The 23430-nt window shown below is 72.2% G+C and carries 18 protein-coding genes; 5 read left to right on the top strand and 13 right to left on the bottom strand.

Annotated elements, in window-relative coordinates; genetic code table 11:
• Nucleotides 1-18: 18 nt before the first annotated feature.
• The 9 genes from ACWIX7_RS25480 to ACWIX7_RS25440 all read right to left on the bottom strand — a co-directional run bounded on the left by ACWIX7_RS25480 (nt 19) and on the right by ACWIX7_RS25440 (nt 10761).
• Complete coding sequence (locus tag ACWIX7_RS25480) at nt 19-1467, bottom strand: MFS transporter (protein ID WP_448619192.1); 1449 nt, start codon at nt 1465-1467, stop codon at nt 19-21.
• Nucleotides 1464-2228 carry a polysaccharide deacetylase family protein gene (locus tag ACWIX7_RS25475; RefSeq protein ID WP_448619191.1) on the bottom strand — a complete coding sequence of 255 codons (765 nt, stop codon included), beginning with the start codon at nt 2226-2228 and terminating at the stop codon, nt 1464-1466. The genes ACWIX7_RS25480 and ACWIX7_RS25475 overlap by 4 nt, the downstream gene beginning before the upstream one ends.
• Before the next feature lie 155 nt (nt 2229-2383).
• The gene (locus ACWIX7_RS25470; RefSeq protein WP_448622190.1) at nt 2384-2740 is read right to left on the bottom strand and encodes an asparaginase domain-containing protein; all 357 of its coding nucleotides are present in this window, start codon (nt 2738-2740) and stop codon (nt 2384-2386) included.
• 153 nt (nt 2741-2893) lie between these two features.
• Nucleotides 2894-4840, bottom strand: a complete 1947-nt coding sequence (locus ACWIX7_RS25465) for an acyl-CoA dehydrogenase family protein (protein ID WP_448619190.1) — start codon at nt 4838-4840, stop codon at nt 2894-2896.
• Between the two features lie 290 nt (nt 4841-5130).
• Nucleotides 5131-6078 carry a C-terminal binding protein gene (locus ACWIX7_RS25460; protein ID WP_448619189.1) on the bottom strand — a complete coding sequence of 316 codons (948 nt, stop codon included), beginning with the start codon at nt 6076-6078 and terminating at the stop codon, nt 5131-5133.
• Nucleotides 6079-6095: 17 nt separating this feature from the next.
• Nucleotides 6096-6974, bottom strand: coding sequence for a dihydrodipicolinate synthase family protein (locus ACWIX7_RS25455; RefSeq protein ID WP_448619188.1), 879 nt, complete (start codon nt 6972-6974; stop codon nt 6096-6098).
• A gap of 2 nt (nt 6975-6976) precedes the next feature.
• Complete coding sequence (locus tag ACWIX7_RS25450; protein ID WP_448619187.1) at nt 6977-7942, bottom strand: sugar kinase; 966 nt, start codon at nt 7940-7942, stop codon at nt 6977-6979.
• Nucleotides 7935-9380: an Nramp family divalent metal transporter gene (locus tag ACWIX7_RS25445; protein WP_448619186.1), complete on the bottom strand. Its 1446-nt coding sequence runs from the start codon at nt 9378-9380 to the stop codon at nt 7935-7937. Before ACWIX7_RS25445 ends, ACWIX7_RS25450 begins: the two co-directional genes overlap by 8 nt.
• 97 nt (nt 9381-9477) lie before the next feature.
• On the bottom strand, nt 9478-10761 hold the full coding sequence (locus ACWIX7_RS25440) for an alpha-hydroxy acid oxidase (RefSeq protein WP_448619185.1): 1284 nt from the start codon (nt 10759-10761) through the stop codon (nt 9478-9480).
• 241 nt (nt 10762-11002) lie between these two features.
• On the opposite strand from ACWIX7_RS25440, the gene ACWIX7_RS25435 reads away from it, so the two are divergent.
• Nucleotides 11003-12805 carry an IlvD/Edd family dehydratase gene (locus tag ACWIX7_RS25435; RefSeq protein WP_448619184.1) on the top strand — a complete coding sequence of 601 codons (1803 nt, stop codon included), beginning with the start codon at nt 11003-11005 and terminating at the stop codon, nt 12803-12805.
• A 284-nt stretch (nt 12806-13089) separates the two neighbouring features.
• The gene (locus ACWIX7_RS25430; RefSeq protein ID WP_448619183.1) at nt 13090-14064 is read left to right on the top strand and encodes a zinc-binding dehydrogenase; all 975 of its coding nucleotides are present in this window, start codon (nt 13090-13092) and stop codon (nt 14062-14064) included.
• Nucleotides 14065-14092: 28 nt separating this feature from the next.
• Here ACWIX7_RS25430 and ACWIX7_RS25425 read toward each other — a convergent pair whose 3' ends face one another.
• A complete protein-coding gene (locus ACWIX7_RS25425) occupies nt 14093-15193 on the bottom strand; it encodes a lysophospholipid acyltransferase family protein (RefSeq protein ID WP_448619182.1) in 1101 nt (366 codons plus the stop codon).
• A gap of 1 nt (nt 15194) precedes the next feature.
• On the bottom strand, nt 15195-16064 hold the full coding sequence (locus ACWIX7_RS25420; protein WP_448619181.1) for a patatin-like phospholipase family protein: 870 nt from the start codon (nt 16062-16064) through the stop codon (nt 15195-15197).
• An 834-nt stretch (nt 16065-16898) separates the two neighbouring features.
• On the opposite strand from ACWIX7_RS25420, the gene ACWIX7_RS25415 reads away from it, so the two are divergent.
• The 3 genes from ACWIX7_RS25415 to ACWIX7_RS25405 all read left to right on the top strand — a co-directional run bounded on the left by ACWIX7_RS25415 (nt 16899) and on the right by ACWIX7_RS25405 (nt 21123).
• Complete coding sequence (locus ACWIX7_RS25415) at nt 16899-17069, top strand: hypothetical protein (RefSeq protein WP_448619180.1); 171 nt, start codon at nt 16899-16901, stop codon at nt 17067-17069.
• A 164-nt stretch (nt 17070-17233) separates the two neighbouring features.
• A complete protein-coding gene (locus ACWIX7_RS25410; RefSeq protein ID WP_448619179.1) occupies nt 17234-17401 on the top strand; it encodes a hypothetical protein in 168 nt (55 codons plus the stop codon).
• Between the two features lie 623 nt (nt 17402-18024).
• Nucleotides 18025-21123, top strand: coding sequence for a M14 family zinc carboxypeptidase (locus ACWIX7_RS25405; protein WP_448619178.1), 3099 nt, complete (start codon nt 18025-18027; stop codon nt 21121-21123).
• A gap of 115 nt (nt 21124-21238) precedes the next feature.
• Here the strand turns inward: ACWIX7_RS25405 and ACWIX7_RS25400 are convergent, their stop codons facing one another.
• On the bottom strand, nt 21239-21724 hold the full coding sequence (locus ACWIX7_RS25400) for a DUF1707 SHOCT-like domain-containing protein (RefSeq protein WP_448619177.1): 486 nt from the start codon (nt 21722-21724) through the stop codon (nt 21239-21241).
• Nucleotides 21725-21966: 242 nt separating this feature from the next.
• Nucleotides 21967-23193, bottom strand: a complete 1227-nt coding sequence (serA, locus tag ACWIX7_RS25395; RefSeq protein ID WP_448619176.1) for a phosphoglycerate dehydrogenase — start codon at nt 23191-23193, stop codon at nt 21967-21969.
• Between the last annotated feature and the right edge of the window lie 237 nt (nt 23194-23430).

Genomic DNA, 23430 nt, shown 5'->3' with positions numbered 1-23430 from the left:
CTCCTCAGTGGTCATCGGTCAGTGCTCCAGCTGCGCGACGGGCTTGGCCAGCAACATGAGCAGGCCGGACAGGAACGTCCCCAGCGCGCCGACCCACAGCGCCGCCGCGCCGGTGCCCCACGCCGCGGCGGCCGCCGTGAACAGGAACCCGCCGATGATGGTGCCGGGTTGACTCATCGCCCCGATGATCACCGTGCCGGTGCCACGGCAGTCGGTGGGGTAGCACTCCCCCATGTAGAAGAGGATGGCCGCGTACGGGCCGACCAGGAAGAACAGCCCGATCGCGTACGTCAGGACGATCAAGGCGGTGTTCTGGACGGCCAGCATCACTGCGAAGGCGATCCCGGAGATCATCCAGCCGATGACGATGGTGTTCTTGCGCCCGATCCGGTCACCGAGCCAACCGTGGAAGATGTATCCGAAATAGGCCCCGAGGTTGATGATGACCAGCATCCAGAACGCGGTGCTCAGTTGAACGCCCTTGGCGTTGGCCAGCACGGAGCTGCCGAGGACGCTGAAGATGTTGATGCCGAAGAAGTTCACGATCCAGGCCAGTGACAGCACGATCGTGTTGCGCCGGAGGCCCGGGGCGAAGATCCGGGCGATAGGCGCCTCGGTGACGTGGTCCACGCCGTAGGCGGCCGCGAGCTCCTCGGCCTCGGCTGCCCTGCCCTCCTTCTTGAGCCGGTGCATCTGCTGGTGCAGCTCGAACTGTGGGCTCTCCTGCAACTTGCGGCCGATGAGCAGGACCAGCACGAGCGCTGGAACGGCGGCCACGAGGTAGAGACCGCGCCATCCGATCAGGTCGAGGAGCAGCAGGGCCGCCGCGCTGGAGATCAGGAAGCCGAGCGGCCAGCCACCCTGGACGATGCCGTACCAGAAGCCGCGGTTCTTCTTCTTGTTCTCGTCCTCGGTGAGGGAGAAGACCTCGTTCAGGTAGGTGGCGTTGACCGACTGCTCGGAGAAGCCGAGTCCGCCCAGAGAGCGAACCCCGACGACCGCTGCGGTGGTCGCGGCTCCGGCGTTGGCGGGGATGACGGCGGTCAGGGCGGAGGCCACGGCCGTGCCGCCGATGGTCGTCATCATCCCGCGCCGGCGCCCCAGCCGGTCGATGACGGGCCCCACGCCGAAGGCCACGATGGCCGTGCCGATGGCGATGAGGGTGTTCACGAGGTACGCCTGCTCGGGGCTCCAGCCGAAGTCGCCCTGCATGGCCGGCAGCAGCGTGCCGAACAGCCCGTAGTCGAAGACCGCGACCGTCCAGGCGGTCAAGGCCAGGATCATCGCCGTGTTCGTCTGGCGCCTGGTGAAGGTGGGGAACTGGCGACGGGCGACCTCGGGTCGCTCCGCCAGCTCGTTCTCGGCGAAGTGCCCGACCGGGGACATGTCCTCGAAGCGATGCATCGGGGTGTCGTCGTCGTAACCCCGGACCGAGGACGTCTCCCCGGGCCGCTCCTGGCTGCTCATCGCTCCTGCCCATCTCGTGGGTAGCGAGCCGCGTAGTCGTCGGCGATCTCGTCGAACGTCACCCAACGGACCCCGTCGTGGCCGTTGATGTGCTCGATGAGCCGCTCGAGCATCAGCAGCACCTGAGGGCGCCCCGAGACGTCCGGGTGGATGGTCATCGTGAACGCCGCGTAGTCCATCTCGCGGTAGACCCAGTCGAACTGGTCGCGCCACATCTCCTCGAGGTGGCGCGGGTTGACGAACCCGTGACTGTTGGGGCTGGTCTTGACGAACATCATCGGCGGCAGGTCGTCCAGGTACCAGTTCGCCGGGATCTCGATGAGGTCGGTCTCCTGGCCGCGGACCAGCGGCTCCATCCACTCCTCGGCCGACTTCGAATAGTCGATCTTCATCCAGCTGTCGCCGACCCGGACCCGGTACGGCGTGAAGTCGTCGTGCATCAGGGAGTGGTCGTACTTGATGCCCCTCTCGAGCAACAGCTCGTTGGTCACGGGCGAGAACTCCCACCACGGAGCCACGTATCCCGTAGGGCGCCGGTCCGCCATCTTCTCGATGAGCTCGATACAGCGGTCGAGCACGGCGGACTCCTGCTGGCGGCTCATCGCGATCGGGTTCTCGTGGCTGTATCCGTGCACCCCGACCTCGTGGCCGCCGTCGACGATCTGCCGGAACTGGTCCGGGAACGTCTCGATGGAGTGCCCGGGTACGAACCACGAGGTCCGCAGGTCGTACCGATCGAACAGCGTCAGCAGGCGGGGCACGCCGACCTCTCCGGCGAAGAGTCCGCGGGAGATGTCATCCGGCGAGTCCTCTCCCCCGTAGGACCCCAGCCAACCGGCCACAGCGTCGACATCGACTCCGAACGCACAAAGGACTTCCTTCGGCACCGGGGATACCTCCTCCGTCGGGATGGGCGTCAGCCCCTGGCCCTGGCGACCGGGGGTCGGTCAGGTGGCCGAGTCGTCGGGTCCACGTACTCGGTGGGAGCGGCCCGTACGGCGTCGGCGTCGGAGCTGAGCAGTGCAGGACGATGCGGGCCAGCCACGTCGCCCCGCAGGCGTCCGGCGACGCGGACGGCGAGCTGCTGCAGGTGCTGCAGGTGCTGCAGGGTCGTCGCGTGGCTGCCGACCCGGAGGACGTCCTCCGCGTCGACAGCGACCCCAGCAGGTCGAGGGAGGTCGCCGAGCGACTTCCGGCCGCTCGCCCGCGCCACGGCCGTCCCGGACCCGTCCGTGCGGGTCGCGATGGTCCCACCGGTTGCGAGGACGGCCACTCTGAGCGCCACGGCGGCTCCTGGCTGGCAAGACCCCGGGGCCGGGGTCCTTCCACTACAGGACCGACATGAAATCAGACCTCCGTACGTGCCACCACTCGACGAGTGGTCTCGGTGTCCAGGAACCGCTCACCGCTCAGGCGTGAGGCTCTGCTACTGCGCGGCCGTGGTCTCCACCTCCGGCGCGGTCCCGACCCGCACGTCCTCGAACTGCCCGGCGGCCGGCTGTGCGTGCGCCGGCATCATCGGGCCATCGCCCGCCGGGTCGAGGACGTCCTGCTCGAACCACTCGTAGCGGCCGCTGAGCACCTGCTGGGCGACCTCGTACTGAGCCGCGTCGTCGTTGGCCCACAGCTCCGTGAACAGCCGGTCGGCCCGACGCCGGGCCTGGCCGCAGAACAGGTCGGCCAGCTCGAAGGCCTCCTGCCTGCGTTGGGGGTCCCCGCGCGCGATGGTGTCCGCGTGGACGCACGCACACGCCATGGCGTAGAGCTCCGCGCCGATGTCGACGATCCGGCCGAGCAGATGGCCCTTCTGCTCCAGGCGCGCCTGGTAGCGGCCCATCGCGTAGAAGGTCGACCGCGCGAGCTTGCGCGAGTGGCGCTCGACGTAGCGCAGGTGCCTGGCCAGGTCGCCGAACTCGGAGAAGGCGCCCGGACGCTGGCCGGCGCCCGTCACCAACGTCGGGAACCACGCGGCGTAGAAGGCGCCGGCCCTCACGGCGGCCTTCGCCTTGCCGGCCGGGCCCGAATGGCCGAACACCACGTCGCCCGCGACCTTCAGGTGCTGGTCGACGGCCTCACGAGCGATCAGCAGGTGCATGATCTCCGTCGAGCCCTCGAAGATGCGGTTGATCCGCATGTCGCGCAGCATCTGCTCGGCCGGCACCGGCTTCTCGCCGCGTCGAGCGAGCGACTCGGCGGTCTCGTAGGCGCGGCCGCCGCGGACCTGGACCATCTCGTCGACGGCGATCCAGCCGAGCTCGGACCCGTAGAGCTTCGCGAGCGCGGCCTCGATGCGGATGTCGTTGCGCTCGTCGTCGGCCTGGCGACTCGACACGTCGAGCACCGCCTCGAGGCCGAAGGCGGTGCCCGTCAGCCAGGCGAGCTTCTGCGCGATCGCGTCGTGCTCGCCGATGGGCCTGCCCCACTGCGTGCGCTCGGCCGCCCACTCGCGTGCGATCTTCAACGAGTACTTGACCGCCGACAGGCAGAACGCCGGCAGTGACAGGCGGCCGGTGTTGAGGGTGGTGAGCGCGATCCGCAGACCCTTGCCCTCGCCGCCGATGACGTCCGAGTTCGGGACGAAGACGTCGTCGAAGCGCGTCACCGAGTTCTCGATGCCCCGGAGTCCCATGAACTCGTTGCGGTGCTCGACGGTGATGCCCTCCCGGTGGTATGGGCAGATGAAGGCGGTGATGCCGCCCGGATGGCCGTCGGACTCCGGGACGACGGCCATGACCACCACGACGTCGGCGATCGCGCCGTTGGTCGCCCACAGCTTCGTGCCGCTGATCCGGTAACCGGTGCCGTCCTCGGTCGGGATCGCGGTCGTGCTCATGCGCGCTGGGTCGGAACCGACGTCCGGCTCGGTGAGCAGGAACGCCGAGACGTGGTCCTTGGCGAGCTTGGGCAACCACTCGCGCTTCTGCTCCTCCGAGCCGAACAGGTGCAGCGGCTCGGGGAGGCCGATCGACTGGTGTGCGGACAGCAGGGTCGAGATCGACGAGTGCCACGTGCCCGCCATGGCCAGCGCCTTGTTGTAGTGGACCTGGCTCAGCCCCAGCCCGCCGTACTCCTCGGGGATCTTCATGCCGAGGGCGCCCAGGTCCTCGAGGCCCCGGATGACGTCTGCGGGGATCCTCGCCTCCCGCTCGATCAGCTGCCGGTCGACGCTCCCCGTGAGGAAGACGCGCAGGCGCTCGAGGAAGGCCTCCCCCTTCCTGACCTGGCCCTGATCGAGCTCGGGCTGGGGGTGGATCAGGTCCAGGCGGAACCTGCCGAGGAAGAGCTCCTTGCCGAACGACGGCTTGGTCCACTCCCTCTCACGGCTGGCCTCGGCGACCTGCTTCGACTGCTCGTACGACGGACTCGACGTCATGGAACAGGATCACTCCTGTCTCCCCATCGGACAACGGACCTCGGCGCCGCGAGGTCCTCACGGCCGGGGAGCGGACCGTGATGGGGCTCGGCGTGGTGCTCCGCGCCTCGGATCAGCCCTCGAGTTGCCGAGCACGAGCGCCGGGTCCGCACGAGGTCCAGGGCCGGCAGGCCGTGAGCCGCCCGGTGGCCGCGGAGCGCGGCCACGGTGGCAGCGTCCCGGTCGACCACCCGCCTCGGCCCGTCGCGGTCCGGCCCTCGACCGGGACACCTGGCCACCACGGTCCGACGTCAGCGACCGTCGACGACGGGGTAGGTCGGACGACCGGTCCGCGCCCATGCGACGACGTTCTCAGCCGCCTTGCGACGCAGTTCGGCCTCGGACTCCTCGGAGTACCAGGCGACGTGCGGGCTCAGCAGCATCCGGGGGTGGCCGAGCAGGGGGTGGTCCACCGGTGGCGGCTCCTGCGGGAGCACGTCGAGGCCGACGCCGGCTAGCCGGCCGTCCTCCAGCGCCCGTACGACGGCGTCGAGGTCGACCAGCCCACCCCGGGCGGTGTTGACGAGGTAGGAACCTGCGGGCATCCGCGCCAGCAGGTCCGCGCCCACCAGGCCCTGGGTATCGGCAGTCAACGGCAGGTGCAGCGTCACCGCGTTGCTGGCGGCGAACAGCTCGTCGAGCCCCAACCGTTCGACCCCGGCGGGCCAGGCGTCGTCCGGCAGGTGCGGGTCGTAGCCCACCACCCGGCCGAACCACGGCGCGGCGCGCTCCATCGTCATCCGCCCGATCCGGCCGAGCCCGACCACACCGACGGTCAGCCCGCCGGGCCGCGGCAGGCGCCCCCCGAGCCGGTGGTCCCAGCGTCCGGCGTGGACCTCCCGGTCGTGTCCGGCGAGGTTCCGCAGGAGGGCGAGCAGCATCGCCACCGCGTGCAGGGCGACCTCGACGGTGCCGTAGTCGGGCACGTTGCACACCCAGACCCCCCGGGCCCGGGCGGCGTCGGTGTCGACGACGTCCACGCCGACGCCGTAGCGGCTCACCAGGCGCAGCCGCGGCAGCGCGTCGAGCACCTCGGCCGTGATGGGGGCGTACTGCACGAGGACGGCGTCGACCTCCTGCGCGGCCTCGATGACCTCCGCCGCCGTCCGGCACCGGGCGATGAGCAGCTCGTGCCCGGCGGCCGACAGCACCTCCGTCTCGATGTCGAGGACCCCGTAGTCCGCGTCGGTCACCAGCACCCGAACCCGGGGCGTCCTCACCGGATGGGGCCGGCCACGGCGCGCTCGGCCGCCGCGGCCGCGTCGAAGGTCGGCGGGACAGGTGCCAACGGCGGTCGCACGGTCCCCATCGGGTGCCCGTGCCGCTGCTCGGCGACCTTCTTGAGCACGCCGGCCGACACGTACTCCTTGGTCATCGCGCGTACCTGTTGGAGGTGGGTGGAGACCGTTCCGGCCTCGGCGGACCGGCCGCTGCGGACGTGCTCGTAGAGCGCGACGACCTGCTCGGGCACGATGTTGGCCAGTGCGGAGATCGAGCCGTGGGCCGACAGGAGACGTGCTGGCAGGTCGTCCTCCGTGCCGACGAGGACCCCCTTCCCGGCGCCGTGGACCGTCTCGGCGTATCCCGCCTCACCCCCGGAGTCCTTGACACCCCACACCGGCATGCTCGTCACGAGGTCCGTCGGGAGCGGGATCGCGTACTTCGGGATGTGGTACATGACCACCGGGTGCCGGGTGGCGGCCAGGACGCGCTCGTAGAAGACCCGCAGCCCCTCGATCGACACCGGCTTGAAGTAGTACGGCGGCAGCACCATGACCGCCCGCACGGGCAGGTCCTCCAGAAAGGACAGGAGGTCGAGGGTGTCCGGCAGGTTGCCCTCCGCGACCGTCGGGACGACGTGCAGCGGACCCGCCCCGGGGACGAGCGCCTCCAGGACGGCGCGCTTCTCGTGCGAGGCGACCGAGGGCCCCTCGCCGTTGGTCCCGAACGGGATGACGCCGGTGACCCCCTGCTCGGCCAGCCACCGGACGTGGCCGAGGTAGGCGTCCACGTCGATGCTGTAGCGCTCGTCGTCGCGGAACGGCGTCACGTTGGCGACGTAGACGCCTGCGAGGACGTCGGCAGGATCCTGCATCGTCATCTCCCGAGGTCGACGGTCCGGTCCAGGAATGCGGTGAGCTCACGGTGGCTCGGCAGGCCCTCGTAGTCGCCGAGGTTCTGCACGCAGAACGCGCCCATGGCGTTCGCCGTCCGCAGCCGGCCCGCTGGGTCCTGGCCCTCCAGGGTCGCGGCGAGGTAGCCGGCGGCGAACGCGTCCCCCGCACCTATCGGGTCCACCTGGCGGGCCGGGAACCCCGGCGAGGCCAGCCGCTCGCCGTCCACCACCGCGGCGCAGCCCCGCGCACCCTGCTTGAGCACCACCTCGCGGGGGCCGGCGTCGGCGAGCCGGTCCAGGCAGGTGTCGTCGTCCCAGCCCCACAGGGCGCGGCCCTCCTCGTCGCCGACGAACAGGACGTCGACGTACGGGAGCACCGCCTCGCTGGCGGCGCGCGCAGCCGCGGGCTCCCACAGCCGGGTGCGGTAGTTGACGTCGTAGCTCACCCGGACACCGGCCTCCCGGGCGGTCCGCGCCGCCCAGATCAGGAACCCGGCGGACTCCGGCGACAGTGCCCCGGTGATCCCGGTCAGGTGCAGGAAGGCGGCGCCGTCGAGGAGCGCCGGGTCGAACGCGCCCGGCGCCAGGGTCGAGGCCGCCGACCCGCGGCGGTAGTAGTACACCCGCAGCGCGCCGGCGACCTCCTCCCGCAGGTAGAGCCCAGTGGGCCGGTCCGGCACCCGGCGCACGGCGCTGGTGTCCACGCCCTCGGCGCGCACCCGGTGCAGGACGAGCTCACCGAGCTCGTCCTCGCCGAGCGCGCTGACCCAGCTGGCCGGGACGCCGAGCCGGGACAGCCCGATGGCCACGTTGCTCTCCGCGCCACCGATCGACAGGGTCACCGCGCCGGCGTGCCGGAGCCGGCCCGGGGCGGTGGGGACGACGAGCACCATCGTCTCCCCCGCCGTGACCACCCGCGGCAGCGACTCCCCTGCTGGCTCAGCCACCGAACAGGTTCTGCAGCTGCTGGTTGAAGGTCAGCACGGACAGGAAGCCGAACAGCAGGAACGCCCAGACCAGGGCCGCGACCCGGCCGGCGCCGGGGCGGATCTCCTGGGGCAGCGTCCGCCGGTTCACCAGGAGCAACAGCGCCGAGTAGATGAACATCATCAGGCCGCCGGTGACTGCCGAGATGACGAGCAGGACCAGCGGCTGGCTGAGCCCGGACAGGATCACGACGACGCCGATCACGACCAGGCCCCAGACCAGCGCGAAGTAGATCTTGCTCTCGTTCGCGCCCTTGAGGTAGGCGGTCTTGAGCACGTCGGCGCCGAGCCGGCTGGTGTAGTCGACGATCCCGAGCGCCGCCGCGAACAGCGAGAAGGCGCCGATGATCCAGAAGAAGGTGCCGAACCAGCCGCCCACGGTCTCGTTGAGCACCTCGCCCTCCGCCTCGAGGAACGAGATGTCGCTGGCCAGCCCCTCCCGGCCGAACACGGTGGCGTAGGCGAGCAGCGAGGTGAAGAGGATGGTGAGGAAGCTGATCAGCACGAAGGTGGTCAGCTGCTCGATGTTGGCGAAGCGCCACCAGCGGCGCCAGCGGCCCAGGTTCTCCGGGGTCGGCTCGAACACGAAGCCGGTCGAGGGCGCCGCCTCGGGGTGGCCGGTCACCGGGCTGACGATCCGCGGGACGTAGGCACCCATGCCGAACCGCTTGTCGCGGATCCAGTTGCTCTGGCACAGGTTCTGGCCGCCACCCGCGCCGGCGAACGCCAGGGCCCCGAGGAGCAGGGCGAAGCCCAGCTCCTGGTAGGGCAGCCCCGCGCCGGTGATGATCTGCGGGGTGTCGGCCCAGGTGGAGGCGCCGATCGCGGCGACCGAGGCCACGGCGATGAGCAGCAGGACGGCCGCGACCTTGACCATCTCGATCTTCTCGAGCGCCTGGTAGACCACCGGGGCCATCGTCAGGATCACGCCGATCAGCAGCAGGATGCCGATCGCGATCGGCGCCACGCTGCCGCCGACGAGGTAGGTGATGAGGGTCGCCGAGCTGGTGGCCCAGCCCGGCCAGACGTTGGCGAAGTAGGCCATGACGGCGAAGACCAGGCCCCAGTGCCGCCAGTACCGGCTGAAGCCGGTGAGCGCGGTCTCCCCCGTCGCGAGCGTGTACCGCTCGATCTCCATGTTGAGGAAGTACTGGGTGGCCAACCCCACGAACGCGGCCCAGACGAACACCAGCCCGACCTGGGACGCGATGTACGGGTAGAGGATGAACTCGCCGCTGGCCATGCCGACGCCGGCGGCGATGATCCCCGGCCCGATGACGTGCCGGAACTGCGACGGCGGCTCCGGCATGTCCCGTACCTGCGGTGCGGCCAGGTGCTTGGTCGGGAAGAGGGCCACCACCGAGGAGGGCTGCCCTCCCGGCTGACGGGTGCTGACCATGGTGCCTCCTTGGTCCGTGAACTGGGTCACTGCTGAGGCTGCAAGGGGATTTGTGCACCGTCCGGGGTCGTCTCGCAAGGCGGACCGGACCGCGCGATCAGACCGAGACGTTCGGGTAGTCGCCCGTGCCGTGCGGGCTGAAGGAGACGTGCCGGTCGGAGAGGTCCTCGCTGCGTCGCACGCCCAGCAGCTGCATCGAGCGCAGGTACTCCTCGGCGAGGATCTCGTAGGCGCGCAGCACGCCGTCCCGACCGCCGGCCATGAGGCCGTACAGGTAGGCGCGGCCGATCATCACCGCGTCCGCGCCGAGCGCACGGGCGGCCACGATGTCCTGGCCGTGCAGGACCCCGCCGTCGATGAGCACGGTCGCCTCCCGCCCGACCGCCGCCCGGATGGCCGGGAGCACGTCGAGCGTCGCCGCCGAGCGGTCCAGCTGGCGACCGCCGTGGTTGGAGACCACCACGGCGTCCGCGCCGCGCTCCACGATCTCGCGGGCCGACTCCGGCGTCGTCACGCCCTTGACGACGAGGTCGCCCCGCCACCGGGCGCGCAACCAGTCCAGCGAGTTCAGGTCCAGGCCGGGGTCGAACATCATGCTCGCGACCTCGCCCGGCGTCGGGTTGCCCGGGACACCGGAGAGCGAGGCGAAGGTCAACCCCCCGGTGGTCAGCTTGTTGAACCACCACACCGGGAACCGCGACATGTTGAGCACGGTCCTGGCGGTCAGCGTCGGCGGGATCGTGAGGCCGTTGACGACGTCCCGCAGGCGCATCCCGGAGACCGCGGTGTCGACGGTGAGCAGGATCGTCGAGTACCCGGCCGCCTCCGCACGGGAGACCAGGTCCTCGTTGACCTCCGGGTCGGCGGTGAAGTACAGCTGGAACCACAGGTCGCCGTCGGGTGCGGCGGCTCGCACGTCCTCGATCGAGGTCGAGCCCACCGTCGACAGCGCGTACGGCACGCCGACGTGCTGGGCCACGCCGGCCACGGCCGCCTCCCCGTGGTGGTGCATCATCCGCGTGTAGCCGGTGGGCGCGAACACCAGTGGCATGGCGATGCGCCGACCGAGCACCTCCACGCTCGGATCGGGGTCGGCGACCGAGCGCAGCGCGTCGGAGAGGAACGTGACCCGCCGGTAGGCGGCGACGTTCCTCGCCGCGGTGATCTCCTCCTCGGCCGCGCCGTCCACGTAGTCGAAGACGGCGCGGGGGGTCGTGTGCCGGGCCGCCTCGCGCAGGTCGCGGACCGAGAGCGCGTTCGCCAGCCGCCGCGCGTTACCGCCGAGCTGCGGCCTCCTGAACTGCACGACGTCCCGGATCTCCGACCACCGCGGCACCTGCCGCACGGTCGTGATCGGCGGGAGCGGCGCCTTGCCGACCATGTCCCTCGCCTCCCTGCGTGCCGGGTTCCGGTCACGACCAGCCAGGTCGCGGCGCCGTCCAGGGTCGCAGGGGCCGCGGCCGCCCGCTCGCCGCCCGCCGGGACGGGGATCGGGAGGCCCACTGCACCCGGGGGCGACCGTGGTCTCCCACCAGGACGACGGACGTCCCCCGGACCACAATCAGCCCGTGCGGTCCGAGCCTCCGATGGTCGGCGGGGCACGACGGATGAGAGGAGCTCCGGTGGACGACGACGTGGCGCCGGCACGACGGCTGCGCAGCCAGGCGTGGTTCGACAACCCGCAGAACCCCGGGATGACGGCGCTCTACGTCGAGCGGTACCTGAACTGGGGGCTCACCCGGGCGGAGCTCCAGTCGGGCCGGCCGGTCATCGGCATCGCGCAGACCGGCTCGGACCTCGCGCCGTGCAACCGGCACCACCTGGTCCTGGCCGAGCGCGTGCGGGAGGGCATCCGGGACGCGGGCGGACTGGCCCTCGAGTTCCCGGTGCACCCGATCCAGGAGACCGGGCGGCGTCCCACCGCAGCGCTCGACCGCAACCTCGCCTACCTCGGCCTCGTCGAGGTGCTGCACGGCTATCCGCTGGACGGCGTCGTGCTGACCACTGGCTGTGACAAGACGACCCCCGCCTGCCTGATGGCCGCGGCCACGGTCGACCTCCCGGCGATCGTGCTGTCCGGGGGCCCGATGCTCAACGGCTGGTTCAACGGCGAGCGGACCGGGTCGGGGACCATCGTCTGGAAGGCCCGGGAGATGCTCGCCGCCGGGGAGATCGACGAGGCCGGGTTCGTCGACCTCGTCGCCTCGTCGGCCCCCTCCCCCGGCCACTGCAACACGATGGGGACGGCCTCGACCATGAACGCGATCGCGGAGGCTCTCGGCATGAGCCTGCCCGGCTCTGCCGCCATCCCGGCTCCGCACCGGGACCGCGCCCGGATGGCGTACCTGACCGGCAGGCGGATCGTGGAGATGGTCCACGAGGACCTCAGGCCGTCGGACGTCCTGACCCGGGAGGCCTTCGAGAACGCCGTCGTCGTCACCTCGGCCATCGGGGGCTCCACCAACGCGCCGATCCACGTCAACGCCATCGCCCGGCACGTGGGCGTCCCGCTGGACGTGGCGGACTGGCAGGACCTGGGGCTCACCGTGCCGCTGATCGTGGACCTGCAGCCGGCCGGCAGGTTCCTCGGCGAGGAGTTCCACCGGGCCGGTGGCGTGCCCGCCGTCGTCCACGAGCTGATGGCGCACGGCCTGATCCACGAGGACGCCCGCACCGTCAACGGCAGGACGATCGGGGAGAACTGCCGGGACAGCGCTGCGACCGACCGCGAGGTCATCCGCACCTTCGACCGGGCCCTGCTGCCCGATGCCGGCTTCCTCGTACTGCGCGGCAACCTGTTCGACAGCGCGATCATGAAGACCAGCGTCATCTCCCCGGAGTTCCGGGAGCGCTACCTGTCCGACCCCGAGCACCCGGGCGTGTTGCAGGGTCGCGCCGTCGTCTTCGACGGGCCGGAGGACTACCACGCCCGCATCGACGACCCGGCGCTGGGCATCGACGAGGACTGCCTGCTGTTCATCCGCGGGGTCGGCCCGCTGGGCTATCCGGGCGCCGCCGAGGTCGTCAACATGCAACCGCCGGCGGCGTTGATCAAGCGAGGGGTGCACGCGCTGCCGTGCATCGGTGACGGCCGCCAGTCGGGGACGTCGGGCTCGCCCTCGATACTCAACGCCTCACCCGAGGCCGCGGCCGGCGGCGGGCTGGCGCTGCTGCAGACCGGCGACGTCGTCCGGATCGACCTGGTCGCCGGACGGGCCGACGTCCTGCTCCCCGACGAGGAGCTGACCGAGCGCCGGCGCCGTCTGGAGGCGGCCGGCGGGTATCCGATGCCGCCCTCGCAGACGCCGTGGCAGGAGATCCAGCGCGCGATGGTCACCCAGCTGTGCGACGGCATGGTCCTCCGTCCCGCGGTGGGCTACCAGCGCGTCGCGCAGACCATGGGTGTCCCGCGCGACAACCACTGAGCCTGCCGCCGACGCTCCCCCGCCGTCAGCGGCCGGACGGGACCGTCGTCGACGCCCGCCGCCGAACCCACCCGGGCTCCTGGTGGACGGAGGTGGTCCCGTCGGCTCGGCAGCACCTGCACGACACGGGAGGCGCACGGGGACCTGTGCGCTGCTGAGCTCGAGCGGGAGATCCTGCAGGCTGCGAGGCATCGCCCGACGGTCCGGCCAGCGGGGCGCTCATCGACGGCACTGCGGCCGGCACCGTCCCGGTGCGGGCACGCCGAGCAGGACGGAGAACACCCATGTGGGCACAGACGCTCAGCGGTCCCTTCCGCTTCGAGCAGGTCGAGGTCGAGGCCCCGGACCCCGCTGCCCTGCCGCCCGGGCACGTGCTGCTGGCCACCCGCGCGGGCGCCATCTGCGGCAGCGACCTGCCCAACTTCCGCGGTGGCATCTGGCCGCACCCAGCCGCGGAGGACGGCTGGGGGGCCACACGGGCGCCCGGCTTCCCGATGCACGAGATCGTCGGGGAGGTCGTCGCCAGCCGGCATCCCGACCACTCCCCCGGCGACCTCGTCGTGGGCTGGGCGTCGATGTTCGACGGCATCGCCGAGCTGGTGGTCACCGACGGCGACGGCCTCACCGGCTACGACACCGGCCTGCCGGCCACCACAGCGGTCATGCTGCAGCCCCTGGCCTGCGTGCTCTACGCCGTCGAGCAGCTCGGCGACGTCTCGGGGCAGACGGTCGGGGTGATCGGTCAGGGCCCGATCGGCCTGCTGTTCAGCCACGTCCTCAAGGCCCGCGGCGCGGCCCGGGTGACCGGCGTGGACCCGGTGGACCGCAGCGACGTCGCGTCCGCCTTCGGCGTCGACGAGGTGGTCACCGCCCGGGCCGAGCGGTGGGCGGGCTCGCTGTCCGACGCCGACCGGCCGTCCGTGGTCGTGGAGGCGGTGGGCCACCAGATCTCGACGCTGCAGCCGGCACTGGACGCCGTGGCGCCCGGCGGTCAGGTCTTCTACTTCGGCGTCCCCGACGACCCGGTCTACCCGTTCGACATGATGACCTTCCTGCGCAAGAACCTGACCCTGCGCTCGGGCGTCACCCTGGAACGGCGCCGGGTGCTGGCGGACGCCGGCACCCACCTGGCGGCCCACCCCGGCCTGCGCGACTGCTACGTCAGCCACGTCCACCCCGTCGCCGACGTGCAGGGGGCCTTCAGCGCCGCCATCGCTCCCCGGCCGGGGCAGTTGAAGATCGCGGTCGACATGACGTGACAACCGTCGCCTCGACCACGCCGGCTCGCTACGACGGCTCGCTCCGGAGCGCGCTGCCCGCGTCGGGGACGCCTGGCACACCGGTCCCACGTACGTCCTGCGCCCGCTGAGCCGCCGAGGTGGTGGTGATCCAGGCGTCGATCGTCTCCCACCAGTGGTACAGCCAGTCGGTCAGCTGCGTCTCGTCCCGCGGCACCTCCGCGGCCGGGATGAACCACCAGCGCAGGTGCAGGGTCTTGTCCATGGGCAGGCCCCGCCACAGGTCGCGGACCGTGCTCAGGTGCTCCAGTCCGGTGTGCGCGACCAGGACGACGTCGGCGTGCGGGGCTGACCGCAGCGCCGCGACGACCCCGCCGGGACGCGGCGGCAGCAGGTGCCGCATCGCCTCGGCCCGGCGCACTGCGGACAGCAGGCCTCGGTCGCGCAGTCGCTGGATGGCCCGGGTCCGGCGCTGCGGGGTGAAGTTCGCACCCTCGGGGAAGATCAGCAGCGCGTCCTCCTCGCCCAGGTCACGGGCGAGGTGGGCGATCGCCTCCTCGGAGCCGGACCCCGCCGCGGGATCGGCCGAGACGAAGTGGTTGGGCAGCCGGTTGAGGTAGACGTCGATCAGCGGGTCCAACTGCAACACGTCCTTGAGCACGATCCGCGGCTGGCGCAGGTGGTCGCGGTTCATCAGCGTGTGCACGAGCAGGAACGAGTCGCCCGGGCCGGCGTGCCGGGAGAGCACGACCATGGCGTTGGTTGAGCCGGGCACCCCGTCGTCCAGCGGCGACCAGGACGTGCCGTCGGTGACCAGCCGCAGGGCGAACAGCCGCTGGGCCACCCGCATCAGCGTGTCGAGCAGCAGGCGGAGCACGGTGTAGTGCGCCGCCCGGGCCCGCGGTGTGTCCATCCTGCGGCCGAAGCCGCCGAGCACCCACAGGACCGCCGCGACCGCGAGCCCGGCCACCTCCAGCGCGAGGTACACCAACGCGAAGGCCAGCAGCCGCAGCGCGCGCAGCCGGCCGGGCAGGAAGATCGAGGCGACCACCGCCACGACCACGAGCGCGGGGAGCAGGGCGACCGCGGCCACCAGCGCGGCGACGAGGAGCGGGCCGGTGACCCGGCGGACGCGGCGTGGCGGCAGCACCTCAGGCTCCCTGGTCCAGGGACGCGCCGATCCGGTCCAGGTGGCCACGGGCCGCGCGGTACGCCTGGTCGATCCGGGCCGGGACCCCGGAGAAGTCGCGGTAGCGCAGGTTGGCGGCCCCGGGCGGAGCCGGGTCACCCGAGGGCAGCACGTGCACCGTGACGCCGGGGGGTAGGGCGGCCAGGTCGGCGGCGAACCGGTGCCGCCGCGCGATCTCGAAGGCGACCTGCGCGACCTCCCACGGCCCGGTCGGTGGGGTCAGTGGATGGTCGATCCGCCCGACGTGCAGCACGAAGATCGTGTCGGCGCCGAGCGCGACCGCCCGGCCGACCGGGATGCTGTGCACCAGCCCGCCGTCGAGGTAGTGCTCGCCGTCGAGCTCCACGGGTGGCAGCAGCCCGGGCACCGCGCACGAGGCGAGCACCGCCTCGACCAACGCGCCCTCGGTGAACCAGTGCTCGGCGGCCCGCTCGATGCTGGCCGCGACGCACTGGAACGGCACGCGCAGCTCGGCGAACGTGCGCACCGGGAGGTGCTGGGCGAGCAGGTCCCGCAGCGGCTCCCGCGGGTGCAGGTGCGTGCGGGTCCGCGCCAGCGTGCGCGCCCGGCCCAGCACGGACCCGGTGAAGATCCGCTGGGAGACCAGCTCCTCCCACACGCCGCGCAGCCGGTCGACGGTGCCCGGCGTGGGGTCGGCGGCGACGAGCGCGCCGTTGATCGCCCCCACGGACGTGCCCACGACCAGGTCGGGCCGGACGCCGTGCTCGAGGAGAGCCTGCAGCATCCCGACCTCGGCCGCGCCGAGCACTCCCCCGCCACCCAGGACGAATGCCGTGTTGCCCTGCCCGGCAGGCACCTGCGGGGAGGCCATGGCCGCATCGTGCCACCCGCGGCCGCACGCGAGCAGCTCGCGAGGGCGCCCAGGACGGCGGGGCTGGGAGGTCGAGCCCGCCAGGAGGCGCTGGCCCGACGAGGGGGCCACGGCGTCCGCGGGCAGTGGTGCGAGGCGACGTCCCATGGGGGTGGCGGTGTCCGCCTCGGTGTCAGCGGCTCGAGGGGAGACCGGACGCCCTCGCACGGCGACGGCCGGCACCCGACTCTGCGGCCTCAGGCCGGGACGGCCACGGATCGTCGGAGGGGATCAGCACGCACGATCACGGCCGTAGCCGTGTGCGTGTGTACCGAGGCGCTCCTCGGAGGGCACGCCAGCACTCGGTACTGAGGCCGGAACCCGACAGGCCGGAGCTCCCGAGGCTAGGACTGCCAGCGCGTGCGTACGTCCTCGGCGAAGGCCGCGTACTCCCGGACCGGAAATGACCCCGGCCTCCAGCGCCCCGAGCGCCGCCTGCGTCTCCCGCTCCCACTCGTCCCAGAACTCGTCGCGGTCGAGCCGGGTGTGCTCGACGCGGAAGCTGACGTGGAACAGCATCGGGGCGCTCCAGAGGCCCGGGCGGCACCCGGGCCGACGCCGCTGCTGTCGGGATCTCCGACAGCGTGCTCGCGCCTCCCCTGCGGGACAAGACGTCGACCGGCCGCGGAGACGAGGAAGCCGACTGGGTATGGCGGCATCCGTCGGAGCAGGCCCTCGCCAGGGAAGGCACCTCCCGAGGCGGGGGCGGTGAACAGCTGACGGCCGCAGCCGCTGACCCCACCACCACTACACTGACAGGCGGACACGGGCCCCTGGGGGGCGTAGCGTCCGAGCATGGAGCCGCACAGGTTCCCGATGAGGGAGCAGTCAATGGCCGACAAGTCCCCTCGACACTCGATGTCGAAGAAGTCCGGCAAGTCGATCAAGGAGAAGCGCCTGGAGCGCAAGGCCAAGACCGACGCCCCGTCCCAGATGGAACGGCTGACGCGGGACAAGAAGCACTGAGTCCTCGCCGACACCTCGACCTGCGGAGCGCCGCAGGCGTAGCCCCTTCTGCCGACCACACCGCGTCTGTCCCTGCCATCGCAGCGTGGTAGGCGGGGAGTGGTGCCCCGACGGGCCACCCCTCCTGGCGCCCGCGTCCGTCAACCGACCGGAGGGCCCGCGCCATGAGCACCGAGTCGCAGCATCCCGGCACCCGCACCGAGCTCCAGGTCGCGAGGGACCGGACCCCGGACAGCCTCGCCGAGAGGAGAGCCGAGGAGCGCGCCGACATCGAGGAGGACCGGCGTCGGCAGCGGGACCTGGACGACGGCGAGCTGGGCGGGGAGGCTTGAACGTCGCGCGCCCTCCCGGTCGCCGAGCCCGGGAGGGGTCGTGCGGTGCTCCTCGGACGTCGAGTAGCACGTCCCGGCTCCGAGCCTTGGGGCGCTCGGTCCCTGTGCCGGGTTCGGCGTCTCCCGCAGCCGGCCGTCGACGAGGGAGCCCTCCGGTGACGAACTGCGCTGAACGCGTGTTCTCGGGAGGCCGGCAGGCCGTAGCGCCGACACGGACAGCTCGCCCCGAGCCGGAGAGCTGAGCCCCAGCGCCTCCTCTTCCGGACGACGACCGCTGCACCCATGCGTCCCTGGTGCAGCGGCTACTGCGCGGAGGACCCTGCCGGCCTGGTCCCCCTGTACGGAACCCGGATCGTGCCGCCCGAGCAGCGCGACCGTCGAGGGGCCGGGAGGCGCTGGCACACCGGGCACCACGCCCGTCATCACGCCCTGTGACCGGACGTGGCCGCTGCGGCAGCACGCCCCGGACACGCTTCCGGCTCGCGCGTGGACGTGGACGGCAGTGCTGTCGCCCGCGGACGCTGTGCCGGGCGATCGTGTCTCGCTCCCCCTGCCACGTGGTCTGGACGGTTGACATGGTGCCTGCGGCTGAGCGCCCTCGCGGCGGGTCCGTTCCCGCCCTCGTGATCCTGCTGCTCGTGCTGGGGGTGCTCACCGGCACGGGGACCGCGGCCAGCGCCGCACCCTCCACCGGCGGCGCGGGCCCGGTCGCCTACACGGGCGAGCTGACGCCCGAGCAGCTGGCCCTGGTGCTGGACAGCGGGCTCGACCGCCGGGAGGTGCTGACCGCGCCCGGTGGCGCACCCGGTTCGGTACGGGTGGAGGTCGTGCTCGGCGAGCGCATGGCGAACGCCCTGGTGGCGCAGGACGTGCCGCTGCAGGCCCGGACGGCCACCGCGCAGACCTCTGCCGCGACGGCCGGTGTGTTCCGTCCGTGGAGCGGTGCGGGCGGGCTGCGCGAGGAGTTCGCCGCGCTCGCGGCGGCGCACCCGGACCTGGTGGAGCAGGTCGTGATCGGCCGATCCGTCACCGGGCAGGAGATCCTGGCGTTCAAGGTGACCACGGATGCCCGACGGGCGCCCGACGGCAGTCGCCCCGCGGTGCTGTACGTCTCGGCCCAGCACGCCCGCGAGTGGATCACCCCGGAGATGACCCGGCGGCTGATGCGCCACGTGCTCGACGGCTACCGCACCGACACGGAGATCCGCGGACTGCTGGACCGCACCGAGCTGTGGTTCGTCCCCGTGGCGAACCCGGACGGCTACGACCACACGTTCACCACCGACCGGCTGTGGCGCAAGAACCTGCGCGACAACGACGGCGACGGCGTGATCACCGCGGTCGACGGCGTCGACCTCAACCGCAACTTCCCGACCCGCTGGGGCTACGACAACGAGGGCTCGTCCCCGTCGCCGGACAGCGATGCCCACCGTGGCCCGGCTCCGTCCTCCGAACCCGAGACGCGTGCCTTCGACGGGCTCATGCGCCGGGTCGGCTTCGAGTTCCTCGTGAACTACCACTCCGCGGCCGAGTTGCTGCTCTACGGCACGGGCTGGCAGGTCGCCACACCGACGCCCGACGACGTCGTCTACGAGGCGATGGCCGGCGACGACGCCGAGCCCGCGGTGCCCGGCTACGACCCGGACATCTCCGCGGAGCTGTACACCACGAACGGCGAGACAACCGAGCACGCCCAGGAGGCGTACGGCACGCTCGCCTTCAACCCGGAGATGGCGACGTGCCAGACGGCCAGCGCAGCCGACCCCGGCGACGCCTTCGAGCCCAGCGCCTGCGGGAGCGTGTTCGAGTTCCCCGACTCGGAGCCGCTGGTCCAGGCGGAGTTCGACAAGAACCTCCCCTTCGCGCTGGCCGTGGCCCGGTCGGCGCAGGACCCGTCGAACCCCGTCTCGGTCGTGGGCCGCACGGTCCCGGACTTCGAGCTCGACCCCTTCCCCGTCTCCTACGGGACCCCGCAGCCGGTCGCCGTCACGGCCCGGCGCGACCTGCGCGACCTCGAGCTGCACTACCGGGTCGACGGCGGACCCGAACACCGCGTGACCGTGCGCGAGTGGGCCGGCGGCGAGCGCTACGGGGACGAGGGCGACACCTACTACGCGGAGTTCCGCGGGGAGGTCCGCGGGGCAGACGTGGGACAGGACGTCGAGGTGTGGTTCTCCGGCGTACGCCCCGGCCGCGGCCCGGTGAGCAGCGAGCGGTTCGGCTACACCGTGGCGCACGACGGCGGGTCGGTCCTGGTGCTGGCCAACGAGGACTACGAGGGCTTCAACCCCGGTGGGCCGGGTGCCACCACCGCACCCCGGTACGCGCAGCAGTACGTCGACGCGCTCACCGACGCCGGCATCGGCTCGGCCGTGTGGGACGTGTCCGCCCAGGGCGTGCCGCACGACCTCGGGGTGCTCGGCCACTTCGACAGCGTGGTCTGGTACCTCGGCGACAACCGGCTGACCCAGGACGCCGAGGACGTCCTCACCGATGTCCTCGGCGCACAGCTGGAGGACGCGGCTGTCGCCGAGCGGCAGCAGTACCTGACCCTCGCGGTGCGCGACTACCTCAACGGAGGCGGCACCCTCGCGCTCACCGGTGAGACGGCGGGCTACCACGGCACGCTCGGCACCGGGCTCGGCGGCATCTACCACGGACTGGACGGCGCACCGGACCAGGACTGCGTGGTGACGGCCGACCCACTCAGCGACTGCCTACTGCTCAAGGACGACTTCGTCCAGTACTACCTGGGCGCGTTCACCCGGTCGCCGCGCGCGGCGCCGGAGTTCCTGGACGGGACGGGCACGCCGATCAGTGGCACCAGCACGGAACTGGCGGCCACGCCGAGCAACCCGATCGACGAGGCCGGGACGTTCCTCCCCACGAGCGCCGTCCTGCCCCCGGACCGGTTCCCGCAGTTCACGAGTGCCGTGTCCGGTGAGTACCGGGGCGGCCCACCGGGCAATCTCGAGACCTTCGAGGGCGACTGGTTCGCCGCGGCAGCGCACGCCGACAACTCGTACATGAGGCTCACCCGCACCGTCGACCTCACGGACGTCCCCGCGGCGCAGACGCCGACGCTGCAGTTCGCGCTGTCCCACGACGTGGAGGCGGGTTACGACAACGTCATCGTGGAGGCCCACCCCGTCGGCACCGACGCCTGGACGACGCTGCCGGAGGTCGGCGGGCTCAGCGACAGCGAACCGCCGACGGCCTGCGAGGTCGGGCTCCTGCTGGAGCGTCACCCGTTCCTCTCGCACTACCTGACCGGCGGCGCGCCCTGCCAGCCGACCGGGACCACGGGGGCGTGGAACCGGATCACCGGCACCTCCGAGGGCTGGCAGCAGGTCGGCTTCGACCTGTCCGCCTACGCGGGCGGGCAGGTCGAGGTGGCGGTCAGCTACGTCACCGATCCGGCCACCGGCGGGGCCGGGGTGTGCGTGGACCAGACGCGGCTGGTGATCGGTGGCACGGCCGTCGAGCCGCAGGGCTTCGAGACCGACCTCGGGCCGTGGACGGTGCCCGGTGCGCCGGAGGGCAGCCCGCCGAACGTCGCGGACTTCGTCCGGGCGCAGTCACAGGTCGGGGCGGCGATCACCACCGAGGACACCGTGCTGCTCGGGTTCGGGATCGAACAGGTGCCCGACTCGACGGCCCGCGCAGCACTCCTCGGGGGGATCGTGCGCGGCCTCACCGGCGCGTCACCGACGGCCGGCTGAGTTCCCCGCACCTCGGGCGGCCGGGAGTCACCTCCGCGTGGAGACGGCGGGGGGCGACCGGCGGTCGTGGTGCCCGTGGGGTGACCGACCTCCGGGCGGCGGATCGCCGAGCAGGTCAGTCGTCGTCCCAGCGGTCCCAGCGGTCGTCGTCCCAGTGGTCCCAGTGGTCGTCCCAACCGCCGCCACCTCCCCCGCCGCCACCGCTGTCGGACAGCGCCACCCCGCTCAGGGCGCCGACGAGGACGAGGAAGAAGGAGGCGACGAGGAGCACGAACGCCACGCGCGCCGCCCTCAACCGGCCGGTGGCGGCGGTGGTCAGACAGGCCCGCACCTGCTCGACCGCGAGCGTCCCGAGCGACCGCCAGCCCGGCGCCGTGCGCTCGGGCGGCGCCGGCGGGAGGTCCTCGGTCAGCGGGTCGAGGTCGCTCAGGTGGACGGCGGCGAAGGCGTCGGCCATCCGCTCGCTGCCCTCGTCCGGTGTGAGCAGGCCGCGGGCCACCGCGTCCTGCAGGTGCTCCACGGTGGCCAGCCGGTCGGCGTCCGACGCGCGCATCCGTGGTGCGGACGTGGCCGCGCTGTCCAGGTCGATCAGGGGTGGCATGGCTGCTCCTCCCGGGTGTGCGACGCGGAAGGCCACAGCCTGCACCTGCGCCCGGGGCCCCGGGCCGGTTCCGGCGCGCGCGGGGCCGCGACGACACGAGGCCCCGCGCGACGGCTGCGCCGCGCAGGGGCCTCGTGTCGTTCCGTGCTCCCCGGCGCCCACGGGCGGCTGGAGCGGCTGCAGGGTGGGCACCGGCCGCACCGCTCGTGCCGGCCGCGATGGTCCTGGCCGGCTCTCGGCACTCAGCCGGGCAGCACGCGGACCCGGATGGTCTCGGGCATGCCGCGCATCCGGTCGACCAGGGCTGGGGCGAGTGGGCCGCGCACGTCGGTGACCACGTAGCCGACCGACCCGGAGGTGGCGAACACCTGCTGCTCCACGTTCAGGTCGTCGTCGGCGAGCAGGTCGTTGACGTGGGCCAGCGTGCCCGGCTGGTTGCGGTGCAGGAGCACCAGGCGGACGGCCCCGGCCGGGCGAGCCGGCTGGACCTCGGGCAGGTTGACGCTCAGCCCGGTGGCACCGTGCTGCAGGTACCCGATCAGCTTGGTGGCCACGAACTCGCCGATGTCCTGCTGCGCCTCCTCGGTGGAGCCGCCGACGTGCGGCGAGAGGATGACGTTGGGCAGCCCGCGGAGGTCGGACTCGAACGCGTCACCCGCCGCGGCCGGCTCGTCCGGGAACACGTCGACCGCCGCGCCGCCCAGGTGACCGCTGTCGATGTGCCGGCGCAGGGCGGCGTGGTCGACGACGAAGCCCCGGGAGAGGTTGAGGAACAACGCACCGGGCACCATGGCCGCGAACTGCTCCTCATCGAACATGCCGCTGTTGCCGGGCCGGCCGTCGACGTGCAGCGACACCACGTCGGAGTCGGCGAGCAGCTCCTCGAGCGTCGCGCAGCGGCGGGCGTTGCCCAGGGCGAGGCGGTCCGCGGTGTCGAAGAAGGACACCCGCATGCCGAGCGCCTCGGCGAGCACCGAGAGCTGGCTGCCGATCTTGCCGTACCCGACGATGCCCAGCCGCCGCCCGCGCACCTCGTGGCTGCCCTTCGCCGACTTGCGCCAGATCCCGGTGTGCATGGCGTCGTTGTGCACGGTCAACCGGCGGGTGAGCGCGATGATCTCGGCCACCGCGAGCTCGACCACGCTACGGGTGTTGGAGAACGGGGCGTTGAACACCGCCACCCCGTGCGCGGTGGCCGCCTGCAGGTCGATCTGGTTGGTCCCGATGCAGAACGCCCCGACCACCTGCAGGTCCGGGGCCTGCGCGAGGACGTCGGCGGTCACCTGCGTGCCCGAGCGCAGTCCGAGCACCTGCACACCGTGCAGCCGTCGCACCAGCTCGTCGGGGTCCAGAGCCCGATCCACCTGTTCGACGGCGATGCCGCACGTGGCCAGCAGGTCGGCCGCGATCGGGTGGACACCTTCCACCAACAGGGCCCGCAGCGGACGCGGGGACACCGGGATGGGCATGCGTGGACTCCTTGCCTGGGTGCGACTGCTGCAGGGAACGCCTCGGCTCCTGCAACTCCACCTACTGAGAGGCGGATGTGCCGCGACGAGATACAGGCACGAGGCACGCACCGGCCGGCCGTGGTGATGGCATCGCAGCAGCGGACGTCACCGCACCGTCGGATCGCCTGACGAGGGACAGGCGCGTGTGCGGGGGTGACGTGTCCTCGATCACCACACCACCCCGGTGTCCCGACG

This window comes from Geodermatophilus sp. URMC 65, from assembly GCF_053502545.1.
The sequence above is the reverse complement of the archived record's forward strand: the minus strand, read 5'-3'. Positions and strand labels throughout refer to the sequence as shown.

Excerpts from the sequence above, each read along its gene's own strand:
- ACWIX7_RS25410 (WP_448619179.1), top strand. The coding sequence starts at position 17,234 with ATGAGCACCGAGTCGCAGCATCCCGGCACCCGCACCGAGCTCCAGGTC.
- ACWIX7_RS25455 (WP_448619188.1), bottom strand. The coding sequence starts at position 6,974 with ATGCAGGATCCTGCCGACGTCCTCGCAGGCGTCTACGTCGCCAACGTG.
- serA (WP_448619176.1), bottom strand. The coding sequence starts at position 23,193 with ATGCCCATCCCGGTGTCCCCGCGTCCGCTGCGGGCCCTGTTGGTGGAA.
- ACWIX7_RS25420 (WP_448619181.1), bottom strand. The coding sequence starts at position 16,064 with ATGGCCTCCCCGCAGGTGCCTGCCGGGCAGGGCAACACGGCATTCGTC.
- ACWIX7_RS25480 (WP_448619192.1), bottom strand. The coding sequence starts at position 1,467 with ATGAGCAGCCAGGAGCGGCCCGGGGAGACGTCCTCGGTCCGGGGTTAC.
- ACWIX7_RS25465 (WP_448619190.1), bottom strand. The coding sequence starts at position 4,840 with ATGACGTCGAGTCCGTCGTACGAGCAGTCGAAGCAGGTCGCCGAGGCC.
- ACWIX7_RS25445 (WP_448619186.1), bottom strand. The coding sequence starts at position 9,380 with ATGGTCAGCACCCGTCAGCCGGGAGGGCAGCCCTCCTCGGTGGTGGCC.
- ACWIX7_RS25430 (WP_448619183.1), top strand. The coding sequence starts at position 13,090 with ATGTGGGCACAGACGCTCAGCGGTCCCTTCCGCTTCGAGCAGGTCGAG.
- ACWIX7_RS25440 (WP_448619185.1), bottom strand. The coding sequence starts at position 10,761 with ATGGTCGGCAAGGCGCCGCTCCCGCCGATCACGACCGTGCGGCAGGTG.
- ACWIX7_RS25400 (WP_448619177.1), bottom strand. The coding sequence starts at position 21,724 with ATGCCACCCCTGATCGACCTGGACAGCGCGGCCACGTCCGCACCACGG.
- ACWIX7_RS25415 (WP_448619180.1), top strand. The coding sequence starts at position 16,899 with ATGGAGCCGCACAGGTTCCCGATGAGGGAGCAGTCAATGGCCGACAAG.